This is a genomic window from Aeromonas sp. Y311-2, assembly GCF_027706025.1.
Taxonomy (GTDB): Bacteria; Pseudomonadota; Gammaproteobacteria; order Enterobacterales; family Aeromonadaceae; genus Aeromonas; species Aeromonas veronii.
This window is the reverse complement of the sequence record NZ_JAPDCL010000019.1, coordinates 74,616-98,143: the sequence shown is the minus strand read 5'-3', so window position 1 is coordinate 98,143 and position 23,528 is coordinate 74,616. Positions and strand designations below refer to the sequence as shown.

The 23,528-nt window shown below is 50.5% G+C and carries 22 protein-coding genes; 10 read left to right on the top strand and 12 right to left on the bottom strand.

Annotation, left to right across the window (positions count from 1 at the left end; all coding sequences use genetic code 11):
• Window positions 1–767 precede the first annotated feature (767 nt).
• From OKC42_RS16835 to OKC42_RS16825, 3 genes are read left to right on the top strand one after another with little or no spacing between them, the layout of a single operon-like run.
• Complete coding sequence (locus OKC42_RS16835; RefSeq protein ID WP_270820295.1) at window positions 768–1,289, top strand: hypothetical protein; 522 nt, start codon at window positions 768–770, stop codon at window positions 1,287–1,289.
• A gap of 46 nt (window positions 1,290–1,335) precedes the next feature.
• Complete coding sequence (locus OKC42_RS16830) at window positions 1,336–1,827, top strand: hypothetical protein (RefSeq protein WP_157162468.1); 492 nt, start codon at window positions 1,336–1,338, stop codon at window positions 1,825–1,827.
• Window positions 1,815–3,755 carry an AAA family ATPase gene (locus OKC42_RS16825; protein ID WP_157162467.1) on the top strand — a complete coding sequence of 647 codons (1,941 nt, stop codon included), beginning with the start codon at window positions 1,815–1,817 and terminating at the stop codon, window positions 3,753–3,755. Before OKC42_RS16830 ends, OKC42_RS16825 begins: the two co-directional genes overlap by 13 nt.
• A 128-nt stretch (window positions 3,756–3,883) precedes the next feature.
• Here OKC42_RS16825 and OKC42_RS16820 read toward each other — a convergent pair whose 3' ends face one another.
• The 7 genes from OKC42_RS16820 to dnaB all read right to left on the bottom strand — a co-directional run bounded on the left by OKC42_RS16820 (window position 3,884) and on the right by dnaB (window position 14,104).
• Complete coding sequence (locus OKC42_RS16820; RefSeq protein ID WP_157162466.1) at window positions 3,884–4,765, bottom strand: FRG domain-containing protein; 882 nt, start codon at window positions 4,763–4,765, stop codon at window positions 3,884–3,886.
• A gap of 1,174 nt (window positions 4,766–5,939) precedes the next feature.
• On the bottom strand, window positions 5,940–7,979 hold the full coding sequence (locus tag OKC42_RS16815; protein ID WP_157162465.1) for a hypothetical protein: 2,040 nt from the start codon (window positions 7,977–7,979) through the stop codon (window positions 5,940–5,942).
• Between the two features lie 3 nt (window positions 7,980–7,982).
• On the bottom strand, window positions 7,983–9,731 hold the full coding sequence (locus OKC42_RS16810; protein ID WP_270820293.1) for a hypothetical protein: 1,749 nt from the start codon (window positions 9,729–9,731) through the stop codon (window positions 7,983–7,985).
• Complete coding sequence (locus tag OKC42_RS16805; protein WP_270820292.1) at window positions 9,724–11,004, bottom strand: tyrosine-type recombinase/integrase; 1,281 nt, start codon at window positions 11,002–11,004, stop codon at window positions 9,724–9,726. The genes OKC42_RS16810 and OKC42_RS16805 overlap by 8 nt, the downstream gene beginning before the upstream one ends.
• A gap of 69 nt (window positions 11,005–11,073) precedes the next feature.
• Window positions 11,074–11,445 carry a secondary thiamine-phosphate synthase enzyme YjbQ gene (locus tag OKC42_RS16800; protein ID WP_270820291.1) on the bottom strand — a complete coding sequence of 124 codons (372 nt, stop codon included), beginning with the start codon at window positions 11,443–11,445 and terminating at the stop codon, window positions 11,074–11,076.
• Window positions 11,445–12,518, bottom strand: coding sequence for an alanine racemase (alr, locus tag OKC42_RS16795; RefSeq protein WP_203118731.1), 1,074 nt, complete (start codon window positions 12,516–12,518; stop codon window positions 11,445–11,447). The genes OKC42_RS16800 and alr overlap by 1 nt, the downstream gene beginning before the upstream one ends.
• Before the next feature lie 191 nt (window positions 12,519–12,709).
• The gene (dnaB, locus tag OKC42_RS16790; RefSeq protein ID WP_026035132.1) at window positions 12,710–14,104 is read right to left on the bottom strand and encodes a replicative DNA helicase; all 1,395 of its coding nucleotides are present in this window, start codon (window positions 14,102–14,104) and stop codon (window positions 12,710–12,712) included.
• 363 nt (window positions 14,105–14,467) lie between these two features.
• Here dnaB and OKC42_RS16785 point away from each other — a divergent pair, with 363 nt between their 5' ends.
• Entirely contained in the window at window positions 14,468–15,328 is an 861-nt protein-coding gene (locus OKC42_RS16785; protein WP_236303093.1) for a Tim44 domain-containing protein, read from the top strand.
• A gap of 426 nt (window positions 15,329–15,754) precedes the next feature.
• On the opposite strand, the gene slyD is transcribed toward OKC42_RS16785, so the two are convergent.
• Entirely contained in the window at window positions 15,755–16,426 is a 672-nt protein-coding gene (gene slyD / locus OKC42_RS16780) for a peptidylprolyl isomerase (protein ID WP_270820289.1), read from the bottom strand.
• Window positions 16,427–16,569: 143 nt separating this feature from the next.
• Window positions 16,570–16,773: a YheV family putative zinc ribbon protein gene (locus OKC42_RS16775; protein WP_005335287.1), complete on the bottom strand. Its 204-nt coding sequence runs from the start codon at window positions 16,771–16,773 to the stop codon at window positions 16,570–16,572.
• Between the two features lie 39 nt (window positions 16,774–16,812).
• Here OKC42_RS16775 and OKC42_RS16770 point away from each other — a divergent pair, with 39 nt between their 5' ends.
• The 3 genes from OKC42_RS16770 to OKC42_RS16760 all read left to right on the top strand — a co-directional run bounded on the left by OKC42_RS16770 (window position 16,813) and on the right by OKC42_RS16760 (window position 19,577).
• Window positions 16,813–17,472, top strand: coding sequence for a hypothetical protein (locus OKC42_RS16770; protein WP_270820288.1), 660 nt, complete (start codon window positions 16,813–16,815; stop codon window positions 17,470–17,472).
• A gap of 152 nt (window positions 17,473–17,624) precedes the next feature.
• Complete coding sequence (locus OKC42_RS16765; RefSeq protein ID WP_005335289.1) at window positions 17,625–18,524, top strand: chemotaxis protein; 900 nt, start codon at window positions 17,625–17,627, stop codon at window positions 18,522–18,524.
• Between the two features lie 66 nt (window positions 18,525–18,590).
• A complete protein-coding gene (locus tag OKC42_RS16760) occupies window positions 18,591–19,577 on the top strand; it encodes a hydrolase (protein ID WP_270820286.1) in 987 nt (328 codons plus the stop codon).
• On the opposite strand, the gene OKC42_RS16755 is transcribed toward OKC42_RS16760, so the two are convergent.
• On the bottom strand, window positions 19,556–20,707 hold the full coding sequence (locus OKC42_RS16755; RefSeq protein ID WP_270820285.1) for a GGDEF domain-containing protein: 1,152 nt from the start codon (window positions 20,705–20,707) through the stop codon (window positions 19,556–19,558). The genes OKC42_RS16760 and OKC42_RS16755 overlap by 22 nt on opposite strands.
• Window positions 20,708–20,804: 97 nt before the next feature.
• Here OKC42_RS16755 and OKC42_RS16750 point away from each other — a divergent pair, with 97 nt between their 5' ends.
• Genes OKC42_RS16750 through OKC42_RS16740 form a run of 3 tightly spaced genes read left to right on the top strand, consistent with a single transcriptional unit; the run spans window position 20,805 to window position 22,501 of the window.
• A complete protein-coding gene (locus OKC42_RS16750; RefSeq protein WP_005335298.1) occupies window positions 20,805–21,029 on the top strand; it encodes a YheU family protein in 225 nt (74 codons plus the stop codon).
• Window positions 21,030–21,081: 52 nt separating this feature from the next.
• Entirely contained in the window at window positions 21,082–21,951 is an 870-nt protein-coding gene (locus OKC42_RS16745) for a phosphoribulokinase (RefSeq protein ID WP_005335299.1), read from the top strand.
• Window positions 21,952–21,967: 16 nt separating this feature from the next.
• Window positions 21,968–22,501, top strand: coding sequence for a DUF4136 domain-containing protein (locus tag OKC42_RS16740; RefSeq protein WP_005335300.1), 534 nt, complete (start codon window positions 21,968–21,970; stop codon window positions 22,499–22,501).
• Window positions 22,502–22,642: 141 nt separating this feature from the next.
• On the opposite strand, the gene OKC42_RS16735 is transcribed toward OKC42_RS16740, so the two are convergent.
• Together OKC42_RS16735 and OKC42_RS16730 are read right to left on the bottom strand one after the other, a co-directional pair.
• Complete coding sequence (locus OKC42_RS16735) at window positions 22,643–22,939, bottom strand: MliC family protein (protein WP_040067985.1); 297 nt, start codon at window positions 22,937–22,939, stop codon at window positions 22,643–22,645.
• 93 nt (window positions 22,940–23,032) lie between these two features.
• Window positions 23,033–23,437, bottom strand: coding sequence for an OsmC family protein (locus OKC42_RS16730; RefSeq protein WP_270820302.1), 405 nt, complete (start codon window positions 23,435–23,437; stop codon window positions 23,033–23,035).
• Window positions 23,438–23,528 lie beyond the last annotated feature (91 nt).

Below are 23,528 nucleotides of genomic sequence, written 5' to 3'. Positions count from 1 at the left end.
CATATCTGGAAAAGGTATTGGATTCAGGGCTGGCTGAATTGAAGTCAATTTAACAATATGTTCACGCTCTCGCCCTGCGAGTCAGAGCGGTTCATCGACTTTTAAATCTCATCAAGAAGTTAGGAAAGAAGACCTGTTACTGTGCAACTGAATTCATTGAAGACTCTGCAACCTTAACCGTTAACAATGGTCTTGCAACTATTGAAATAGAAGAAAATAAAAATTATTCAAGCGGATTAAGTTTCAATTCAGAAGCAATAAAAAATACAATTGTAGCTTTTTCTGATCAATACATAAGTCACCTTAATGATTCTAAGACTCTTGATTTTTCAATATTTTGTCATGCACAACTTTCAGATGAGAGAATAGACAATCAAACACTGCGTTTCGTTGCACCTAATTTTCCGTTAAGCCAAACAAAAACCACTAAGCTAAATATATTAAAAAAATTAGTAAAAAAAGAAACCTTAACATCAAATGAAATTGAAATTGCCAGACACCTATTTGTAGAAGAATATAAAACTCAATACGCTGTTTATGCTGACAGAGAAAAAAGAATAATAACTTCTTACGCTGGAAATTATAAAATAATATCTCAATGGGACAAAGACACCTTCTACTCATTTTTATCTTCCATTGATTTTATTATAACTGATTCTGATAATGATTCATATGATGATGAAGTTTTAAGATGTATTAAAGACTGTCAATTCTATGATCATCGACATTATGGCCTCGAGAGTATAATCCTTGGCGCCCTGGAAAGTTTGTTTGATCGAAACCAACAAGACGAACGAAAATTTGGCAGATTTGTTAGTCGTGAAATGGTTCAAGTAATATTCCTACAAGCTGCTTCAAATCAGAGTGAAATAAAACCTATTGATCCAGCATGGAAGGTATTCGAAACACTAGATATTAGTGATCAACGAAATCTAGAGGAAAAAATAACGGTTGTTTGCAATGACATCAAAGTAAAAAAAGTTCAACGTTTAAGCTTTACAGCCACAAAAGCAAGAACCAATGAAGAGTTATTCGGACAAGAGTATATAGCATTAAGATGCAATTTTTATGAATGGTGTAGTGATTATATTGAAAGTAATCTTTCACAATTAGAGTATACTACAAATGATTTAATGCATCATTTAGACCAGATGGTCGATTTATGTTACGAAAACATACAACAATTAAAAAAGACGTATCGAATGAGCATTGATGACAAACTAACGATCCGTGGTATAATCTTAACATTAGTTGATGATTGCTATTTGGCATTCGATGAAGATATATAACATGAATATAAACAAGAACAATGATAAGCTAAAGAGAATAAGTTTCGTGTCTGGTGAAGACTTCTATTTCTTAACCTATTTGATTATCATTTGCCTCAAAGAATTTTCTAATAAAAAATTAATATTCAAAGATCATAGAAAGCTAACATACCTGATGCAAATTATATCCAGTTCAACCGCAGTAAAAATATTAATAGAAAATCACAATGAAGAAAATTTAAAGCCTTTCGATAAAGAGTTTTTATTTGATATTTATGTGAAAGCATCCCTACACCAAAGAGAAGTATATAAAATAGTTAGAAGTCTTGAGAAAAATGGCGTGATTTCTGTTATTGATACAGATAAAGTTGATTGTTATAACATTCAAGTCATGGATAAAATGTGGTTAACCTCTTTTTTTGACACCAATATATTTGAAAAAGAGTTAAATAACTCAGCCATATTAAAATCTTATTTCAAATCTATAAACTCACTTGGGCTTGATGGTTTGATTGGAAAGGTCTTCATTAAGTACGGATTGAATCTATGGGCCAGCTAAAAATACATAAAATGCACTATGAGGGAAAAAGTTACAATTTCAGCTCCCCCGAACTAGATCGCTTTAAGATCAATATAATTGAGGCTCCTAATGGTTGTGGAAAATCCACTTTTTTCGATCTCATTTATTATGGTCTCGGTGGTAAAGTACCTCATTTTAATAGCACAGAAAAAGAAAAACATAAAGAAATAGTAAATGACAAATCAAATTTTGTCGAACTAGAGATTTTCTTAAACAATACCAAATTAAAATTAATAAGGAAAATTGGTGAAAATCTTATAACAATTCTCTCTGACGTTCCTTTTTTAAACAAAGAAAAAGAACTTGTCGATTTTTTATGTTTAGCCATCAATAGAAACAAATCTGAAGACTATATCTTTTCTGACTGGATTCTAGAAAAACTTAACATTCCTAGCATTGAAATTTTCCATGCAGGTAAAAATTTCAAGATAGGTTTTAATGACCTATTACGCCTCATATACCATAACCAAGGCTCGGATGTTAACGGCATATATAAGCCTGCGGATAATCAGAACTATGTTAGTGATTCGGTTTTTCTTAGGAAAGCTATTTTTGAAGTATTAATGGGGAAAACTTTAGTAAAGTTATATGAGGCTTATGGGATTCTAAAACGTAAGCAGTCTGAGCACGATAAAGCAAATGCAATACTTTCAGAATATAGAAATATTGTTTCAGATATGTACAAACAGCTTGGTTTTAAAGAGGTTATTAATGATTACCATCTAGCTAAAGAAATTGAAGAGCTAGAGTCAACCGTTGAAAACTTAATCGCATATCGGACAAAGAAATTAACATCTAAAATAAGTGAAAATGCGGGAATTGCTCACACACGGAAATTAAAGGAAGCATATGGCAGAACTGAGTTAAACATTATTGACTTACAGAAAAAAATTGATCTTAAGCTTAAGGATATTGACTCTCTTAGTCGTGTTATTCGGCAAACGAAGGAAGATGCATTTCGGCTTCAAAAAATAATTCATACCCATAGACAATTGGAAATGTTTACACCTGATACATGTCCATATTGCCTGAAGAATGTTGATAGACCAAGCGACAAATGCGTTTGCGGTCATGACATTGATGAAAATGACTATAGAAGATTTTTCTATGACCCTAGTGAATATTACACTTTACTCAAAAGCAAAGTTAAATCACTTGAAACAATGGAAATAGCGCTAAAAACAACCCGTAATGAACTCAAAGAGCTTGAGAGTGATTTTGAAAAATTAAATATAGAAAATATAAAAACAAAGAATGAGCTTTCAACTGCGCTAAGTGAAATAGAATATATAACAGATCTCGATGAGATCGATGATTTAGAAGATCTTCTACTTATAAAAAAAGAGAAAATTAGTAGTCTGAAGCAAGCTCTGTTACTTGAAAAAAACCTCCAAGCTTATCAAGGAGTGAAAGACTCTGCGAAAAAAGAAATGGAATATGCCAAGAATGATGTCGAAAGATTGGAGGCCTCATCAGAAGCTGAGCTTATAGAAAAGGTCGAGAGATTTAATACATATTACAATCGCTTTATGAAGGCATCATTAATTGACTGTAGAGTCGCAGAAATTAATAGTGATGACTACATGCCTCTAATCAATAATGGCGATTATAAAGAGGCTAGCGCAGCAGTTCACAAAAGATTTCTATACTATGTAACTCTGCTTCAGCTTTCACTTTTGGATGAAATTCCTTTTCCTCGGTTGTTATTAATTGACACTCCGGAAAATATTGGTATTGACAACATAAATTTGAATAGGATGATCGCCTGCTTGGATATGCTTGAAAACCCTAACAATTTAGACTATCAAGTAATATTATCTACAGGTAAAAATAAGTACCCTGAAACAATGAAAGATAACATTGTTATAAAATTGGATGACGATAGAAAATTACTTGATGAAAAGTAAAAAAATAGACCGCCTTGCGTGAAGGCGGTCTATGTTCCGTACTTCAATATAAAATAAGAGTGAACTCGGACCATTATTTTATTGAGAACGACATATATTCATATAATAGTATGGACTCAACATTTTTCTCATATAAATCTTGAAGCTGAATCTTTAGGTAGATTCCCCGTAAGATATCGAGCGGCTCTTTCAATATCAGGGAACATTGTTTTCTCATTGACACCAAGTTTGTCCAACTCTAAACGTATATTTTCTTTTGCATCTCCAGAGATATTGATACGTTCAATTTTTATACCCGCGTCACTACCCTCAATTATTTCTTCATCAAGACCAAAGGCAAAAAATGCGCCCGCCTGAGCTATAATACGCTTATTATTTTGCTTGGGCTTTACTAAAAATATAGTATTAAGATCTCTTGGGTTTATCTCAGGTAAGAAACCATTCTTCTCTTGGCGAATAAAATGGAGCAATCTTTTTGTCGGAGTAGTTTCATTAAATGCCTTTTGGTCAAGCTTTGGGTCTAGCCTAGATTTATATGCATCAGAAAGTCGAGCTAGGTTTGTGACACAACTGACAGTGTCACTGTCGAAATACTTTACTCGGCGCTTGGAGACACTGAGAACTATTACATGACCGTCCATTTCAACCGTCTTGGTTACTCGCCGCCCATTTCTAATGGTTGAGGTTCGCTTTTTCACACTTTCACAAGCAAAATAAAGAGCAACCAGAGGGTTCAATGAAACATCAAGCAGCCTCGTTGGGAGGGAGTAGTGTTGCATTCGCACTAATATTTCGAGAGCACTTGTATCGCCAGTGAAATCTTCGGGATGCGCTGCGATCAATTCACGAAGTAGAATATGTTCATTTTTCTTGATTGATGCCCCTCTAAATATTGAGGGTCGAAGTTGATAATCAACGCTCCCATGACCTCGATACGAAACTAGAGTACGCTCAGACGTAGTTCTCCCGAGGATTTTCTCTATAAAGTCAGATACGCTTTTGACTGTCATTGTCCCCTCAATTTATAAAATCCCACTCGCGAAAATCAATAAACATCAACTTTAAACAAATATAAAACCTAGCGTTTTTCCCTTCTTACTATTTATTGATATGCAGTATATCTTTTCCATATTCGCTTTAGCATAAAGCTGTCCGTGTAAACTAAATATTGCTATAAACGAAGAGCACTGACCAGTTATTAAGTTAACTTTTGGGATTGATGTCACTTCACACGATTAGTTGAGACTGCAACACTGGGTTCTAGCAGTGAGCCGCTGTGAATCAAAAATTGTAACACCTATACAACACTGACCAATCCATCGAAGTAAGAGCAGTGCTGACTCGGTTTGATAACGCAGCAACCATAACGGTATAGACAGCGATATAGGATAACAACCGGGCTGTATCCATTCCTATAGGCCGTTAGAGTGGCCATTACCATTCTCTGTTCCAGCCTGACGAAGGACTATCTGGTGGATCCGTACGGGGTTTGATATCGAGGCATAGTTCCAGTGAGGCGAGGATTTTGAACAATGTATCCAGCTTGGTTGACCCAGGGCAGAGCTCGAAACTGGAAACTGTGTCTTGCCTGATTCCTACCTTGTCGGCTACCTTGCCCTGAGACTGCTTTTGCAAAAGCCTAGCATCTTTGACATAGGCACTAAGTTGCTTAGCGCTGGTGACTTTCATAACTCGAACCATCCAATTATTGACACCATCCAACTTTACACGCTGTAGCAGGTATTTCAATTAATACACGCTATAACAGGTAGCACGTTAATCTAGCTAACACTAATCCTACAAACCAACTACAGTTCCCTCCTGAACTTAACCTCCTTATCCACTGAAAGGCGGCTTACTTCGTCTTTTAACTCCTCAATCAATGTCTGTTGAGAATGGCAAATTGACAGAAGATGATCTCGCTGTCTTTGGCAGTCTACAAGCCGTTGCTTTAACGTACGGTTGCGGCTCTTACCTAAAGAGGACTCGCTTGATGTTTTTTTCTCTCTGGCTGATGCCATATAGCCCTTGATGCGTTCGAGCAGTACGGGGTAACGCTCTATCCTCAGCGCAGAAGGGCTCTTGCCTGCCTCTCTAGCTACATTAGAGAGACTCACCGGTGTGCCAGTTGGTAGGTTTACTGGGCGCCCTTGCCTCAGGCGATCAAACGCGGCCTCAAAAAGCTCAACAGCCCGCTTTACTTCCTTCCCGCTCGATGACATCCAGATACACCTCTATGGCATGAATTTCTTGCTTAAGTGCCCCAACTCTCATACTGTCATTCCCCAGTCGCTCCAGAGCTTCCTGATGCGATTTACGTAGCTTCAATAGCTGCTCTTTATTCTTGCGCAAGAAAATCGCATCACCACAGATTCCCCCACCCCCACCCCCGGCACACTTCGAAACAGACTCGATACCACCGTATTCACACGCTCCAGGTTTCATACAAAAACCCAAGAGAGTTCTACGCGCTCCAACCTGGCCATCCCGAATTAGCTTCATTAACTTCTTCTCTTCACCTGCATCAACAAGATTAATGACCATCTCGACTCCCATCATCCTGCCGTGTGGCCTGACGTTATCGGTGTCGTTCTCAATCACATCCACCAAACGCTCATAAACACTGCTGTATGCCTCCAGCACGATTGCCGCCTGTGCCACAGAGTTCAGACGCAACCGAGAGTAATGCCTGCCATAATACAGCGTCATGTTCCGCGACAAGTGTTTCATCTGATGTTGAATAGTACTCACCGAAACCGATTGTGAGGCGAACATATTAACCGCTAGAGTACGTCTCAGTTGATGCATAGCAAAGCGCCAAGGCTTACCGACACCAAACCACTCACGTTCATGGAGGTTTGGTGTCAACGACAGAGCAATACGCGCATCATCTTCCGTGACAATCTGTATGCTTTCATCAAACAGCTTGAGTCCCCGGCGCATCACATTGTCATAATCTAGTGTCTGCTTGCTCACTAACCCACCATGACGTGCCAGCATGCAAGACACTTTACTGGAATTAGAAGACCACAGCTCTGTCGAGGGAAACAGTAAATATGGGTTAGCTCTGTCCTCATGCGATAGCTCGACATCTTCACGTAAAGCTAATAAGCGTAACTTAGCTATCGATACGCAGATATCAACGGCTTTTTTTACCGCATATGGCACAACCCATCGGGCATCAGAATCTTCATCAGTTTTCGTTGTTTCTCCGAGTAAGAAATACACGTCGCCCAGAGAGGGGTCATGCTCAACATGGAAACAATCACTCCGGAGTGACGCAGCTTCCTGCTTGCGCTGTAAACTGAAATTCAGAATGAATAAAATAGCTGCATCACGGACGAATGAGAGATATTTTGAAAAGGCGTGAGTACTGTAGCTGAAGTCATGGACAGATTTTTTCTCTGGCGTAAGCCATTTCCTGAATACATCCAGCAAATTGCGTTCAGCCAAAAAATCGTCAAAAGTACCGTCATAAACCACTCGAATGCTCTGGTGTAAGTGCCGCTCTGAGAAAGGAGATTGGTACTTGGCGGGCACCACATTTAGATTATGCACATACGCTTGGTGCATCCATCTGAAAGCATCCTCTATCGCATTTTGATGAGATTCAAAATCACTAAGGAGCTCATTCAGACGCTCTACTTGATAACTCCAAAGCCGAGGAGGAATATAAGGATGCTGTACCGTTTCATGACCTTGAACGTCTCTGGCAAGCAGTTTCAAAAAGGCATTGCTGGCAATGCAGAATCCCAGCTCATGTTCATACAGCTGAAGTTTGTGAAGCTGCGAAATACGATCCAATATTCTAGCCGACTGAAGTGAGTCTACAACTGCAGGAAATACAGCTGGAAACTTGTGTAGATCACTAATGGAAATACCGTGACAATCACAAACTAACCCAATTTTTACCAGCATGTCTACATAACTACGACAGCTCTTTATCCGTCCTGGGAAAATACCTGGGTGGTACATGACAAATAACGTAGCCTGCTTGATAAGCTCTAGATTACGCCTCGACAGACCATGCTTGCCAAAATGGAAACCATAATACCCAAATGCCGAGAAATCCCAATAGTCGTCACCATAAAATGAAAGCGGATTACCTTGTCTATCAATCGATACCGGCCAATCTTCTGGTGGAGGAAATGAAGGCGGACGATAAGACGCAGACTCTTTCGTCACCAGCGTCGTTGGCTCCATGAATTGTAGAATGAAATCCACCCTCTACGACTCCAAAAAGTCCAATACACTGGCCCAATCAGGGTGATAGTAACCTTCTGCCACCCGTATCTGCGCCTCATTCACCCACTGAGCACGTTCTTCACTCTCTTGCTCGAACCAAGCTATCTTGGCGTTCAGCCGATCAATCACCTTATCAGCTGGGAAAGTCTCATTCCTTATAACGCCTGCTGCTTCCAGTGTTTTAAGGTGCCTAAACGAAGCTAGCGACCAAATGTAATCGAAAGAATCAATGTCTCTCAAACTTTTGCACCACAGACATCCCGACTGGTTGATGCAATTTGGTGCCACAACCCCTCCTGGCCTGTTCTCGATTAACGTCGGCTCTCCAGAACAATGTCCTGCTATCAACGAGCTCTTCAAGAATCCCGTGTCAATTTGATCGTGGCGATGCCAAAAGCGCGTAATTTCGGCAGTTGCGCGTTGCTGGCTGGGAAGCTCATACTTATCCCTTAAAGTCTCCTTAACATGCTGTAGCATTTCAGCCGTTAACGTTAAATCCCCTCCCGACCGCCGTAAAAACCAGTTGGCGCGAGTGTGCCTTAGCATAATCGGCGGAATCCAAGGGATGCCATTTTTCAAGAGCAACTTACGCAGAGACAGGTATAAAACTCTGCTATCAGATGAAGGGTTCCCCCCCCTATCACAAGAAGGAAATAGTAGGTCAGAGCTAGGGAAAAAGTGATCGATGAACCTGAGGTATTCTTGAAGGTGTGGCTTGTAAGACTTATATATACTAAACATCACTTCGCCCCCCCGCCTCCGCTTAAATGCCCTAACTTGCCATTGGTCGCCTGCCGGTTTGTAACGAAATTCTGAACGAGTTAACGCTTGGGCTGTTGTAACGTTCATACCTGTTTGCGCGATGAAGATGAGAAACTCAGCTGTCACCCTGAGTGTGACGAGGTAACTACGCTTTGTGCCTGATATGTGCTCAACAGGTGCGCGCGATTTCTTAATTTGCTCGACGGAACGCCGTTGTGAAGCCGTTAGGTTCTCGCGGGGAGCGTACAACGCAGCATCATGAACCACTCGCGTTTTGTTGAGATTGATAACGACCTCGATATACTCACCCAATGGGTTCTGAAACGGGATCCTTAAAGGAAGTGGCCCCAGTACCGAATTTACCGAGATCCCTTTCGCAAGCGCTATCAGAAAGCGCCCCATATTGCACGTATCTTCGAGGTTTTGCTTATCAGCTACTCTACCTACCGCCTTTTTGGAAGATGGTGGACACACCAATCGGGTGCGCTTAACCAAAGCTATACTTGCCGGAATGCCAAGGATCTCACCAAAAATGGTAGAAAGGGTGGATGAATACTTGAATGCTGTCGTTTTTTTCAGTTCGGGTGGTGTTGCGTTACACCGCAAGAACAGATACTCACAGTATTCTAAATATGCCTCAACAAGGTTATCGAGCGTTACATCACATCCATTATGGTCGCAGAAGTCAAAAAACAGCTGCAAGCCCGCCAAATCACCTTCCACCGTTGCCAATGACCAGCCAGAAACCAACCTCATCTCAAAGAACTCTTTGATTTCAAGTACCAACGCCAACCGGTGCAGCTTTTCTGGATGCGTACCACTCTGTTCTATGCGGCGGAAAAACCACCGAGGATCCAGCGCCTTACCGTTACTGGCATACGGACGGATATACAGAAAGCGTCGTAGATCGAAACGAGCTTTGCTCCCTACGTTGTCATGCCGCACTCTCAAATCAGGGAGATTATTCATTGATCACTTCGTCAATCAGCATAGTGGAATGGGCAGCACGGCCAGAAAAGAAGTCAAAAAACTCGTCTGACAACTTTTCTTTGATTGGTTCATTTTGCACAAACCGGATGTACTTCCATGTAGTAGTTTCACTCTTATGGAACATAGCATCTCTGACAAAAGCGATCGCATCATCAGTGTGACTCACTGTTGACATACATAAACGCATGAGCTCCGTCCCGAAGGAGGCTCGGCTCTGGTGGAACTTTAACCGCTCAAACTCACCCAGACCCTCTTTCACAAGTTTTTTCCTGAGTTCGGACATAAGGCGTGTAAACGATGCCTCCTCGTATTTCTTCCCTCGAGTCGTCAAAAACAGCAACGTTTTGTTCTCTTGAGACGCTTTTGCCTGACGTAAAATACGCCTAGTACTCGTTGCGTAATTCTGTAGCAGATGCAGAAGGGGTAAAGGGACAAGCAGTTCACCACTGACGCCAAACTTCGTCTTAACCAGCGTCGGTGGGCCAATAGGTATACGTTGCAAATGGGAAATTGATGGATCGCCATGTGCCGATTCGAGTGTAGAAAGGCGCAGTGAGCGAATGGTCTCAATTCGAGCCCCCGTGAAAAAGCCGAGCGAGAACATCAAATAAAGCTCGGTCATACCCTTTGCCTCAAGAAACGCAAGTAATGTGCGGCGAGAGGTCTGATTTAAGGGCATTATCCCATCTTCAACAACAGAACCTGGTCGTTTACGGTTTGAGATCGTGAGATCGCTGGAGGTCACAGTGAGAGTTCGTGGCAAACCGACCAAAGAATGACTTCGAATAACCTTGTGTTGATCTTCCCACAAAGGTTGTTGCTCTAGCAGCCTTTCAGCCCTTGCCCATCGATAGAACGCCAGTACAGCACTAATACGAGCAGAGGCGGTACTAGGTGAAAGGCGACCTTTGTCACGTCTCTCAATGAGATTGCCACGGTAGCGGACTAGGCATCGTAGCTTTCTCTTTTGTGGGAAATAGCGCCAATCCAGACCTTCACATTCGAGAAACTCAGCATAGTCACGCAAGTGATTCATGAATGCGTTAACCGTCTCAATATTGCGCCCAGTCTCCAGCCGTTGGATAGCGTAGGCATTTGCCTCTAACCATGGCTCTCCATCCTGGCGAAAAATCTGCGGGCATTTATGGATAACACGTTGTTCTTCATCAACGACCCACGGTAACCCAAATTCATTCACCCCACTCAGATCTAGCTTCATGGGTTGATAATTGAATTTCTCTCGTATCGCCACGGTTCTACACCTATAAACATCCCTGTGATGTCAAAAGTTTTGTATGTCAGGTGTAGAGTGTCAAACCAATTATTCGGGTGTAAGCCAGATCCCCTGCCAGGTGCCGAGCGCCAACTGACCATCACGGATCGGCAGTTGCAGGCTCACCCCGAGCAGGGAGGATTTGATATGGGCGGGCATGTCATCCGCCCCCTCATAGGTGTGGCGATAGTAGGGGGCATCCTCCGGCGCCAGCCGGTGCAGATGAGCCTCCATATCGCTGCGCACGCTGGGGTCGCAATTCTCGTTGAGGGTGAGCGAGGCGGAGGTGTGTTGCAGCAGCAGGTGGGCCATGCCGATCCGGTAATCGGCCAGCATCGGCAGCTTGGCCACAAGCTCGTCCGTCACCAGATGAAAGCCCCGCGAACGGGGCTTCAACGTCAGTAGGCACTGCTGCCACATCAGACGTACTCCATAAAGACGCGGGAGGTGAGTTTGGTGATGAGCTCGTAGGGGATGGTGCCAATCTCGTCGGCTACCCGCTCCACCGGCAACCCCTCGCCCCACAGCACCGCTTCGTCGCCGGGCTTGTCGGTCGCGCCGGGCCCAAGATCGACCGTGCTCATATCCATGGAGACACGCCCCACCAGCGGCACGATGCGGCCGTTGATCAGCACGGAAGTGCCATTGGGCGCCATGCGCGGATAACCGTCACCGTAGCCGATGGCGATCACCCCGAGCCGGGTATCGCGCTCTGACACCCAGTTGGCGCCGTAGCCCACCGGCTCGCCCGCCTTGTGATCCCGCACCGCAATCAGCTGGGTTTTCAAGGTCATCACCGGCTGCAGGTCATAATCGGCCGCCACCGTGTTGGGAAACGGGGAGACGCCGTAGAGGATGACGCCGGGACGCACCCAGTCACAGTGGGAGTCCGGCCAGGCCAGAATGCCCGCCGAGTTGGCCATGGCCCGCTCGCCCGCCAACGGTGCGGTCAACTTGCTGAACAAGTCGATCTGCTCGCGGGTAGTGGGCTGCTCCAGCTCATCGGAGCGGCTGAAGTGGGTCATGATGTTGAACGGCTGCACCACGTTCTTGCACTTGCCGAGGCGCTCGATAAAGGCGGGCATCTCGTCGGCCCGCACCCCGAGGCGGTGCATGCCGGTGTCAAGCTTGAGCCAGGCCACCACGGGGGCTGGCAGCTCGACCTGCTCCAGCGCTTCGAGCTGCTCCCAGGTGTGAACCGCCGTCTGCAGGTTGTTGGCCGCCAGCACCGGCAGGTCATCGGCGGAGAAGAAGCCCTCCAGCAGCACTATGGGTTTGACCACGGCGCAGGAGCGCAGCATCAGCGCCTCTTCGATCCGGGCCACCGCATAGGCATCCGCATCCACCAGGGTGCGGGCGACCGGCAGCAGTCCGTGGCCATAGGCGTTGGCCTTGACCACAGCGATGATCTTGCAAGCGGGGGCGTGGCGCTTGACCACGGCGAGGTTGTGGCGCAAGGCCGCAGTGTTGATTTGGGCAGTAGCCGCTTTCATGGTTTTCCCTTACGAGGGCACAAATGGTCTCCCCCTCATCGGGCCGAAGACCGCCACTCACTTATCGTCGTCGAAGGCCGGACCGGCATAATTGTCGAACCGGGAAAACAGGCCCTGAGCAGCAGCCAATGACTGGCTATCGATCAGGGCAATCGTGGTAATGGCGAAACCGCCATCACCTTGGGTTTACATCAATAATCGTCGTCAAACGCCGGACCGGCGTAGTTGTCGAACCGGGAGAACTGACCCTGGAAGGTGAGACGCACACGGCCGATGGGGCCGTTACGCTGCTTGCCGATAATGATCTCGGCAATCCCCTTGTCCGGGCTGTCATCGTGATAAACCTCATCACGATAGATAAACATGATCAAATCCGCATCCTGCTCGATGGAGCCCGATTCACGAAGATCCGAGTTGACCGGGCGCTTGTCGGCCCGCTGTTCCAGACTTCGGTTCAGCTGGGAGAGCGCCACCACAGGGCACTGCAGCTCTTTCGCCAAGGCCTTGAGGGAGCGGGAGATCTCGCCGATCTCCAGGGTACGGTTGTCAGAGAGCGCCGGCACCCGCATCAGCTGCAGGTAGTCCACCATGATCATGGATAGGCCACCGTGCTCGCGCGCCACCCGACGGGCACGGGAGCGCACATCGGTCGGGGTGAGGCCGGAGGCGTCATCGATATACATCTTGCCCTTCTCCAGCAGCAATCCCATGGTGGAGGAGAGGCGTGCCCAATCCTCGTCGTCGAGCTGACCGGTACGCACCTTGGTCTGGTCGATGCGACCGACCGAGGCGAGCATACGCATGATGATCTGCTCGGAGGGCATCTCCAGCGAGAAGATAAGCACCGGCTTGTCGGCGGTGAGGGCCGCATGCTCACAGAGGTTCATGGCAAAGGTGGTCTTGCCCATGGAGGGACGGGCCGCCACGATGATCAAGTCCGAACGCTGCAAACCGGCGGTCATCTTGTCGAGATCGTTGTAACCACTCGATACCCCGGTCACCCCGTTGTGCGGGGTCTTGAACAGCTCTTCAATCTTGTCGACGGTCTGCTCGAGGATCAGCTTCAGGGGCTGGGGCCCCTCGTTGGCGCTGGTGCGCTGCTCGGCAATCTTGAATACCTTGCTCTCGGCAAGATCCAGCAGATCGCCGGAGGTACGGCCCTGTGGCTCGTAGCCTGCTTCGACTATCTCGTTGGCGACCGAGATCATCTCCCGCACCACCGCTCGCTCGCGCACGATTTCGGCGTAGGCGTTGATGTTGGCGGCACTCGGGGTGTTCTTGGCGATCTCCACCAGATAGGCGAAGCCACCCGCCTCTTCCAGCTGTTCGGAGCGTTCCAGCTCCTCCTGCAAGGTGATGAGGTCGATGGGGTTGCCCGCGTTGGAGAGGCGGGTCATGGCCTGGAAGATCAACCGGTGCGGACGGCTGTAGAAATCCTGATCGATAACCCGTTCGGCAACCCGATCCCAGGCATCGTTATCCAGCATCAGGCCGCCCAGTACGGACTGTTCGGCCTCAAAAGAGTGGGGAGGAACTTTCAGCTGTTGTGTCTTGGCGTCTTTTTTCGCCGTCACTTGCTCTGCCATACACATAAAAACCGCAGCGGGAAGGGGACGGGAATTTTACAAAAGAAAGCCAACTACGGCGAGCCCTATCTGGCGGCTCATACCATCATAAAGGGCCAAACCAGAGTCTGCTCTATCTTGACCATTTTGATTTTGCTTCGCATTTTGCGCTCCTTGCGACTCAATCTTCTGCTTTTCATCCGGTTTACTCCTCTTGTTTGACGCCGCATCGCGGCAACCTCGTTCATGAATAATTCATGCCAGAGGTGATATTGATGAATACAAGCTGCGACACAATTAGGGATAGGCAGCCTGCCATGCGCCTTGCTGAGCTTGCCAAAGCGGAGCATGCCCCACCCACAGACGAGAGTGAAAAGAGTCAAAATGAAAAAGATGCTGACCCTGTTTGCCGTGATCCTGGCCATTGGCCTGGGGGCACCTCACGCCGAAGCCAAGAAATTTGGCGGCGGCAAATCCTTTGGTAAAAGTTACAAAACTGCGCCGGCCCAGCCTGCGGCCAAACCGGTCGACAACAAGAATCCGACACTGAATGCCCAGACTCCGCCGAAAAAGAGCGGCATGATGGGTGGCCTGCTGGGCGGCCTGCTGGCTGGCGGCCTGTTTGCCTACCTGCTGGGCAGCGGTGCCTTTGAAGGTCTGCAAGGAATGGACTTCCTGCTGATCGCCCTGCTGGCGCTGGGTGCCGTCTTCCTGATCCGTACCCTGCGCAAGGGCAAGGTCGCGACGCCACAGCCACAACAGGCGGCCTATGCGGGCTATCAGCCACCGCAATCCGCGGCCCCGCAGCAATTTGAGCAGAGCAACAGCGCACCGCAAGCCACCGGCTTTGCCGACAGCGACGTGCCGTTCCGCCTGCCGCCAGGCTTTGACATGAACAGCTTCCTGGCCGGTGCCCGTGATCACTATCGCACCCTGCAAGAGGCATGGAACAAGAACGATCTGGAAAAGGTGCGCGAGTACGTCAGCCCCGAGCTGTTTGAGCAGCTCAAAGCCGAGCGCGCCGAACTGACTGGCGACCAGCACACAGAAGTGATGTACGTCGATACCCAGCTGGTACGCGCCGACTACGGCAGCGACTGGGCTCAGGTGAGCGTGCGCTTCAGCGGCCGCTACATGGACCGTCAGGAGCAGCTCGAAGAAGACATCAAAGAGGTGTGGCACCTCGAGCGCGATCTGGCCAAGAACAATGCCCCCTGGCATATCGTCGGTATCGAGCAGCTGTAAGGCTTCGCACCTATCAATTAGTCACTAGGCAATAGCCAGTCAGTTAAGCCTGACTGGCTATTTTTTTATGGGGCACAACGAGACCAAATAGAGACTGACGCTGGCTCGTTATAGCTGTTGGGGCATGAAGTAACTTGGTCATATTGTACTGATAATGACACCGATTTGATGACTCGTTTGCAGATGACGTTTGCGCTCCGCACAAAAGCCCCATCGCGGAACCGAGAGGGAATAATGTTGAGCATTAACCAAAAATAAGCTGCCCTGTTAGCTTGGGAAAAGCCGCGAGCCTATTTGACAGACATAAAAAATCCGAAGCCAGAACAACCGGCTTCGGATTTCATCATCCAAGGAGGAGCAATTAATGAGCATTAATTGCTCGGTATGACTCCTACGGCAGATTTCTTATCATCGGCATAGTCGTGATCAGTGGTGATGGCCCTTGCCACCACAACCGCCGCCACCGCAGCAGCCGCCGTGACCATGGTCGTCACCGTGGTCGTGGCCATGATCGTGACCGTGGCCAGCACCACCGCAGCAACCGCCGTGGTCGTGATCCTCATCGTGGTCGTGACCATGACCGCCACAGCAGCCGCCGTGATCGTGGTCATGACCGTGATCGTGACCGCAACCACCGGCACCGTGAACGTGGCCGTGAGCCAGCTCTTCGGCAGTGGCAGCGCGCACGTCCTTGATCTCGACCTTGAAGCCCAGGGTTACGCCTGCCAGCGGATGGTTGCCATCCACCTTGACGAACTCTTCGGACACTTCAACCACGGTCACCGGACGGTGGCCATCGTCGGTTTCAGCCACAAAAGTATCCCCTTCGGAGACTTCCATGCCGTCGAACAGCTCGCCTGGTACTTCTTGTACCAGTGTCTCGTCATATTCGCCGTAGGCCTGGCTCGGTGCCAGAGTCACTTCGAAGGCTTCACCTACCGCGCGACCTTCCAGCTCGGCTTCCAGGCCAGAGACCAGGTAACGGGTGCCGTGCAGATAGACCAGCGGCTCTTTGCCGACAGTGCTGTCGATGACTTCACCGTGCTCGTCGGTGACTGTGTATTCCAGCGTAACCACGCTCAGAGGAGCTACTTTCATGTCAGGATCCTGCGGATAGAAAAAAACGGGCTCAGAATACCCTAAAAAGCGGGCCGCGCATATGCCGTGCGGCGCCACCGCGTGACGAAAAAAACGGCAACAGCGTCAGCGAGGAGACCCGCATTCCACCCGCTGTTGCCTTATCAGGGGCGAAACACCCCGATCACCTCTTCCGCCTCGCGAGTCTGCTTGTCGACCTCGGCAGGCGTTTGTACCTGGGTATCGCCACAGGCGACGCAGGTCACCTTCTCGACTCCATGCTCCAGATACAGCATCATGTTGTCCAATTTGCCGCACGCCGGGCAGACTGCACCGGCAATGAAGCGCTTTTTACGTCTGGTTTCCATATTTGTTACCTCCAGGCAGCATCATATCAGGGTTTTTACATGCATCACGCCATCGAGTATCACCATTTTTCCTGCCAGGGCCTGCACGCCGGCAACCGCAAACGAACTCCGGTCGGGCAGCTGTTGCGGATCACCCGTGGCGCCGCGTTGCTGAGACTGGGCCAACATGAGCTGTTGCTGCCGGCAGGCAGCAGCTTCTGGCTCTGCGCCGATGCCCTCGCAGCCTTCAGCCCCCTCCGCGGTTGCGAGTACGATCAGCTGAATGTCTCTTTGCGCGTGGTTCAGCCGCAGCAGGCAGGCTGGCTGCAGGCCACGCCCCTGCTCGATGCCCTGCTCGACTCGCTGGCTCTGTGGCAACGTCCAAAAGAGTGGCAAGGGGCCTACGGTCAGCGACTGCAGGTGATCCTGGATGAGCTGCAACAGTGTGCCATCAGCCAGCAGGGTCACGGTGAGCTGCAAGCCTGCTGGCAAGCGCTGGCCAATGGCCAACCGGAGTCTCTGCAACTGTGGGCACAACAAGCCGATGCGCCGGTGGAAGGGAGTGAATTGCAACAACAGTGGCAGCTACTGCAGGCGCTCAGATTGCTCAAGGGCGGTAGCAAGCCCGCGCAGGTGGCCAGCAAGCTGGGTTATGCCGATGAGGCCGCGTTGCAAGCGGCCTGCCAGCAATGGGGCGTTGGCGAGGATGGCGTTCAATAACCGGACGCCGATGGAATACGCCAACGAAATTGGCTGAATGAGTCCAGTTTTTTGCCAGATGGTCGTTAACAAGGAAGGGCCATTCCCCCCGTAATCCTTTATGCTAGAGGCCTGAAGTGACTGCCAACGTTTCGACCAACAGGACATCTGCCATGACGAGCAAAGCCAATCAATCCCAGGGCATGTTGCTGTTTCACCTTTCAGCCAAACAATCCTTTGCCATCGGTACCCTCAAGGTGAAGGAGATAGTGCCCTACACCCAGCTGACGGCAATGCCCCACTCGCACCCGACCGTGTTGGGGGCCGCCAATATGCGCGGCTCCACCATTCCGGTGATCGACATGGCGATGGCGGTGGGCTATCGCCCCATCAGCAAGGAGGAGATGCCCCACTGCTTCATCATCATTACCGACTGCCGCCGCACCCTGGTGGGCTTTCTGGTGCGAGGCATCGACAAGATCACCGAGTGCAACTGGCGCGATATCGAATCGCCCCCCGCCTCTCTCGGTCACAATGTGTTCGTAACCGGCGTGACCCGGGTCAATGACCAGCTGATCCAGCTGCTGGATGTGGAGCTGATCCTCTCCCGGGTCTATCCGGACGATCCGAGCCACCTCTATCCGGTGCTGACCGATGTGCAGCGGGAGCGGATCAAGCCAATGCGGATCCTGCTGGTCGATGACTCCTCGGTCGCTCGCCGTCAGCTTATGGCCGCGCTGGACTACATCAATATCCCTTATGAGGTCTGCACCAATGGCAAGGATGCACTGACCCTGATGCAGACGCGGGCAAGCCAGAAGACCCCGATCGACATTCTGGTTAGCGATATCGAGATGCCGGGGCTTGATGGCTACGAGCTGGCCTTCGAGGTACAGAGCGACAGCAAACTGGCGGGGGCCTACATCATCCTGCACACCTCGCTCTCCAGCGAGATCAGTGTGGAGCGGGCCCATCAGGTGGGAGCCCATGAGGCGCTGACCAAGTTCGAAGCCAATGAGCTGATCCAGGCCATGCTGCGCGGCGCCGAACATCACGATCGCCTGCTGAAATAAGCCAATGACTGGCGGGAGGAACACGCCTCCCGTCCTCCTTATCTTCGACCCAGACCGACTGACCCCATGCTGACCGAGAGCCACTTCCACGCCCCCTGGTGGGCACGCAATCCTCATCTGCAGACCATATTGCCCAAATGGCTGCGCCGCCCCCCTGCCCGTTTTGTGGCGGAGCGGTTTGAACTGCAGGATGGGGACTTTGTCGACCTCGCCTGGAGCGGGGAAGTCAGCCTTGATGAACGGCCACTGATAGTGGTATTTCACGGGCTGGAGGGGAGCATTCACTCCCACTACGCCAAGGGATTGTTCGCCCACCTGCAGCAAGAGGGCAGAGAGGCTGTGCTGATGCACTTTCGCGGTTGCAGCGGCGAGCCCAATCGCCACCTGCAGGCCTATCACTCCGGCGCCATCGGTGATGCGCAGGAGCTGATTGCCGAGCTGAGCCAGCGCTTTCCGGGCAAACCGCTGATCGCCATCGGCTTTTCACTGGGTGGCAATATGCTGGTCAATCTACTGGCGCGGGCCTGTCCTGCGGCATTGAAAGCGGCGGTGGTGGTCTCGGCCCCGCTGCAACTGGCGAGCTGCGCCGAGCGGGTCAATCAGGGCTTCTCGAAGGTCTATCAGAACTATCTGCTACGCACCATGCGCCGCAACCTGCTCAACAAGATCAGCCAGCAGCAGAAAGCGAGTGAACGCTGGCAACCTCGACAAGTGGAGCAGATTGCCACCCTGCGCGATTTTGACGAGCTGGTCACCGCGCCACTGCACGGCTTTCACAGCGCCACCCACTACTACCAGAGCTGCTCGGGACTACCGCTGCTGACTCAGATCCCCATCCCAACCCTTATCCTGCACGCCGCCGACGATCCCTTTATGTCACACGCGGTCATTCCCCGGCCGGAGCAACTCTCGCCCACGGTGCGCTATGAGCTGAGCCAGCGCGGCGGCCATGTCGGCTTTCTGCACGGCATGCCCTGGCGGCCACGGTTTTGGCTGGATGAGCGGATCAGTCACTGGATTGCCGAACAGAGTCACTCTGCAACACAGAACTGATTGCGTCCCGACTCCTTGGCCCGATAGAGCGCCTGATCGGCCCGCTCCAGCAACTGGCTCGCCCCTTCACCGGAGACATTGCTGGCAATTCCCTGACTCACCGTCACCCAGGGGGCAACATCGGACGCCAGATGCTCCAGCTGCAGGCTGGCCAAGCCATCTTGCAGCCGCTGCGCCACGCTGGCCGCCGCCTGACGGTCGGTATTGGGCAGCAGCAGCACAAACTCTTCTCCGCCATAGCGGGCAACCAGATCAGATGGCGTGCGTACCGCACGGTTGAGCGCTTGTGCCACCTCCTTGAGACACATATCCCCCACCTGATGGCCATAGTGGTCGTTGAAGCGCTTGAAATAGTCCACATCGATCAGGATGAGCGATAGCGGAGCGCCGCTCTCCTGGCAATGGGCCAACGCGCGATCCAACTCGATATTGAAATGCCGCCGGTTGGCAACACCGGTCAGAGGATCTTGCTTGGCGAGCTGATCAAGTTGGCGCAGCAGCATCAGATTTTCATGCTCCCGCATGATCGCCAACTCAAACCAGCGGTGCAGCATGCGGCGGCCGACCTCCAGCGCAATCACGCCAAACAACACGCCAAGCAGGTAAATCTGGAGAAAATCGACGCGCAAAAAGAGCTCCAACCCCACACCCACCGTCATCGGGCCCAAGAGATAGCCATACAACACCTTGCGATCGGGATAAAACGCGATGAGCGCGGCCAGCAGGTTGAGCCGCATGATCCCGTTGGCATAGCTGACCCCTCCCCGCAGCTCCACCTGACCAATCGTGTAGATGTGCAGCGTCCAGAGTCCGCCCCATAGCACCATCACCAGTGCAGCCATCCGTAACCAGAGGCGGTCCTGCAGATGGTCACAAAACAGGCTGACAACAGGTAGCAGCAATAACACCACCATGACCAGGGCCAGCTCACTCTGAAAGCGCCAGGGCAAGCTGTCATCACTGGCTAGCCCGACCTGGCTGTAAACCTCGTAGCGTATCGAAAGAAACAATACCACCAGCCAGTTCAACAACCAGAACCACACCATGCCTCGGGCAATCGCCTCTCGACGTGCGCTGTCCAGATGCTCAGTCAGGGTTAACGGCGCGCTGCGCTGCGCTTCAGACAACATCTCTCAGACTCCGGTGAAAAGGTAAAAAGTGATTGCATTCGCGGGATTCAACACAACAATAGCCTGACGATCACCTCTTTTGCTGTGAGACCTTTAAATGATCATTCCCTGGCAAGAACTGGACGGCGACACCCTGACCAACCTGATCGAACACTTTGTGTTGCAGGAGGGAACAGAATATGGAGAGCAGGATGTACCGCTTGGCGTCAAAGTCGATGCAGTGAGAGAACAATTACAGCAAGGCAAAGCTGTCATCGTCTATAGCGAGCTGCACGAATCGGTGAATATCGTGATGAAAGACCGCTTCATCGAGCAGTCTTGACCCAACCGCAATCCGGACCTTATAACGGAATTCCCAAGGAAGAGAGAATCCCATGTCGGCCAAGCACCCCATTATTGCTGTTACCGGTTCGTCCGGTGCCGGCACCTCCACCTCCACCAACGCCTTTCGCTCCATGTTCCATCAACTGGGATATACCGCGGCTGTGGTGGAAGGTGACAGTTTTCACCGCTACACCCGACCGGAAATGGATGTAGCGATCCGCAAGGCGCGCGAACAGGGGCGTCATATCAGCTATTTTGGCCCTGAGGCCAATGACTTCGGGCTGCTGGAGAGCTTTTTTCAGGGCTATGGGCAGGATGGCAATGGCCAGTATCGCCGCTACCTGCACAGCTTTGACGAGGCGGTGCCCTTCAACCAGATGCCCGGCACCTTTACCCCCTGGCAGCATCTGCCCAGCAATACCGACCTGCTGTTTTATGAAGGGCTTCACGGCGGCGTGGTCACCGAGGATCACAATGTAGCGCGCCACGTGGATTTTCTGATAGGCGTGGTGCCCATCGTCAACCTGGAGTGGATCCAGAAGCTGATCCGCGATACCTCGGAGCGAGGGCATTCCCGCGAGGCGGTGACCGACTCCATCGTTCGCTCCATGGATGACTACATCAACTTCATCACCCCGCAGTTCTCGCGCACCCATATCAACTTCCAACGGGTGCCGACGGTGGATACCTCCAACCCCTTCAGCGCCAAGGTGATCCCGAGTCTGGACGAGAGTATGCTGGTGATCCGGTTTCGCGGTATCAAGCAGGTGGATTTCCCCTACCTGCTGTCGATGATCGATGGCTCATTCATGTCGCGGATGAACACCATAGTGGTGCCGGGTGGCAAGATGGGCTTTGCGATGGAGCTGATCCTGCGCCCGCTCATCCAGCAATTGATCGAAACCGGCAAAATAACCTGATTCAAAGGAGTTCACGATGCGGCTTGCTTATCTCTCTGTGGCACTGCTCGCCCTGCTTGGCGGTTGCAGCAGCGGGCCGGCGGCCCCCACGCTGGAGTCCGGCACCATGCTGGTTCGCCCGATGGGCAACTGGACCTATGGTGCAACCCCGCGCTACGCCCTGGCCGAACAGTATCAATTTGCCGGTGAGTTGGCGGAAGGGTGGCTGGAGCCGATGCAGCAGGCGGTAAGCCGGGAGCTCAATGGCAAGGGATGGCAGAGTGCACCGCTCGACGAGGCGGATCTGTGGGTCGCCATCGGCGTCGCGGGCGGCAAGGATATGAGTGATGGCGAGATTTTCGCCCGTCTTGGCATGACACCCGGGGTATATGCCTCGGCCAACCAGCGCAAAGGGTCGCTGGCCATCGTGCTGCTCGATCGCAAAACCCAGAAAGCAGTCTGGAGCAGCATCATCCAGCTGACCAGCGATGTGAGCATTGCAGACAGCCAGCGTCAGGCACTCAGCCAACAGCTCGCGGCTGAGCTGCTCAATCGCGTCCCCACCAACTAGCGTTTGCTTAGTGATAACGGATGGATAGAAAAACGGCTTGCCTCCCGGCAAGCCGTTTTTTGTGGTCTCAACCTCTTGACCCAATCCGGCCTAGGCCAGACCCGGACACAAAGCCGCACACCTTCAGCTATCTGTGGTCACCTATTTAAGTGTACAGGTCAGCAGCGTGACTCCTTTCTGGGTGAGGAGAGCCTGTTTGTCCTGATTCCAGAAGGTGGTGACGCTGTCGGAATATTTGGCGCCAGATTCAGACTCAACGCGCGCCAGCTTGTGATAAACCCCGGCATAGGGGAACTGCACCATGTCAGCCTGGGCATCATAGGTAACGGCCAGCATCTCTTCGCCACACTGGTATTGGCTGTATTGATACTGGGTAGGTTGCGGGCTGCTGCACGCCGCCAGGCCCAAAAGGGGAAGCAGAGCGATCAATTTTTTCATTGCACTTTCCTTATGTAATGGCTTTATGTCATGGCCTTGTGCAGTGGCCTTACTTAACGGCCTTATGCCAGGGTACCAACGAAACTATCGTTATCAAGCTTCAACAATTTGATAACTATGGGTAATTTGTACCGCTTTTTCCAACATCAGGGAAACAGAACAGTATTTTTCCATCGACAGAGCGACCGCTCTGGCCACCTGTTTCTCTGCCAATCCCTTGCCTGTCACCACGAAGTGCAGATTAATCTTCTCGAAAACCCGGGGCACGCTATCGACCCGTTCGCCACTGACATCGACATGGCATGCGGTCACCGACTGGCGCGCTTTTTCGAGGATGGAAACCACATCAATGGAGCTGCAGCCACCGACCGCCAGCAGGATCATCTCCATCGGGCTGGCCCCCTCACCGGGGTTGGCACCATCCAGGATCACCTTGTGACCGGATTCACTCTCACCCACAAACTTCATCCCTTCCACCCATCTGACCTTGGCTTTCATCTCGCACTCTCTCCTGTTAATCATGATGATGGATCCCTAGCATAACCCAGTCGCTTATCTCTGCCGAACAGGGGGAGTTGGGATGGAAATA

Bases quoted from the DNA above. Each gene is read 5' to 3' on its own strand.
- OKC42_RS16750 (WP_005335298.1), top strand. From the start codon at position 20,805: ATGATCATTCCCTGGCAAGAACTGGACGGCGACACCCTGACCAACCTG.
- OKC42_RS16775 (WP_005335287.1), bottom strand. From the start codon at position 16,773: ATGGAAACCAGACGTAAAAAGCGCTTCATTGCCGGTGCAGTCTGCCCG.
- OKC42_RS16745 (WP_005335299.1), top strand. From the start codon at position 21,082: ATGTCGGCCAAGCACCCCATTATTGCTGTTACCGGTTCGTCCGGTGCC.
- OKC42_RS16770 (WP_270820288.1), top strand. From the start codon at position 16,813: ATGCATCACGCCATCGAGTATCACCATTTTTCCTGCCAGGGCCTGCAC.
- OKC42_RS16760 (WP_270820286.1), top strand. From the start codon at position 18,591: ATGCTGACCGAGAGCCACTTCCACGCCCCCTGGTGGGCACGCAATCCT.
- OKC42_RS16810 (WP_270820293.1), bottom strand. From the start codon at position 9,731: ATGAATAATCTCCCTGATTTGAGAGTGCGGCATGACAACGTAGGGAGC.
- OKC42_RS16820 (WP_157162466.1), bottom strand. From the start codon at position 4,765: ATGACAGTCAAAAGCGTATCTGACTTTATAGAGAAAATCCTCGGGAGA.
- OKC42_RS16740 (WP_005335300.1), top strand. From the start codon at position 21,968: ATGCGGCTTGCTTATCTCTCTGTGGCACTGCTCGCCCTGCTTGGCGGT.
- dnaB (WP_026035132.1), bottom strand. From the start codon at position 14,104: ATGGCAGAGCAAGTGACGGCGAAAAAAGACGCCAAGACACAACAGCTG.
- OKC42_RS16800 (WP_270820291.1), bottom strand. From the start codon at position 11,445: ATGTGGCAGCAGTGCCTACTGACGTTGAAGCCCCGTTCGCGGGGCTTT.
- OKC42_RS16825 (WP_157162467.1), top strand. From the start codon at position 1,815: ATGGGCCAGCTAAAAATACATAAAATGCACTATGAGGGAAAAAGTTAC.
- alr (WP_203118731.1), bottom strand. From the start codon at position 12,518: ATGAAAGCGGCTACTGCCCAAATCAACACTGCGGCCTTGCGCCACAAC.
- OKC42_RS16755 (WP_270820285.1), bottom strand. From the start codon at position 20,707: ATGTTGTCTGAAGCGCAGCGCAGCGCGCCGTTAACCCTGACTGAGCAT.
- OKC42_RS16730 (WP_270820302.1), bottom strand. From the start codon at position 23,437: ATGAAAGCCAAGGTCAGATGGGTGGAAGGGATGAAGTTTGTGGGTGAG.
- OKC42_RS16785 (WP_236303093.1), top strand. From the start codon at position 14,468: ATGAAAAAGATGCTGACCCTGTTTGCCGTGATCCTGGCCATTGGCCTG.
- OKC42_RS16735 (WP_040067985.1), bottom strand. From the start codon at position 22,939: ATGAAAAAATTGATCGCTCTGCTTCCCCTTTTGGGCCTGGCGGCGTGC.
- slyD (WP_270820289.1), bottom strand. From the start codon at position 16,426: ATGAAAGTAGCTCCTCTGAGCGTGGTTACGCTGGAATACACAGTCACC.
- OKC42_RS16765 (WP_005335289.1), top strand. From the start codon at position 17,625: ATGACGAGCAAAGCCAATCAATCCCAGGGCATGTTGCTGTTTCACCTT.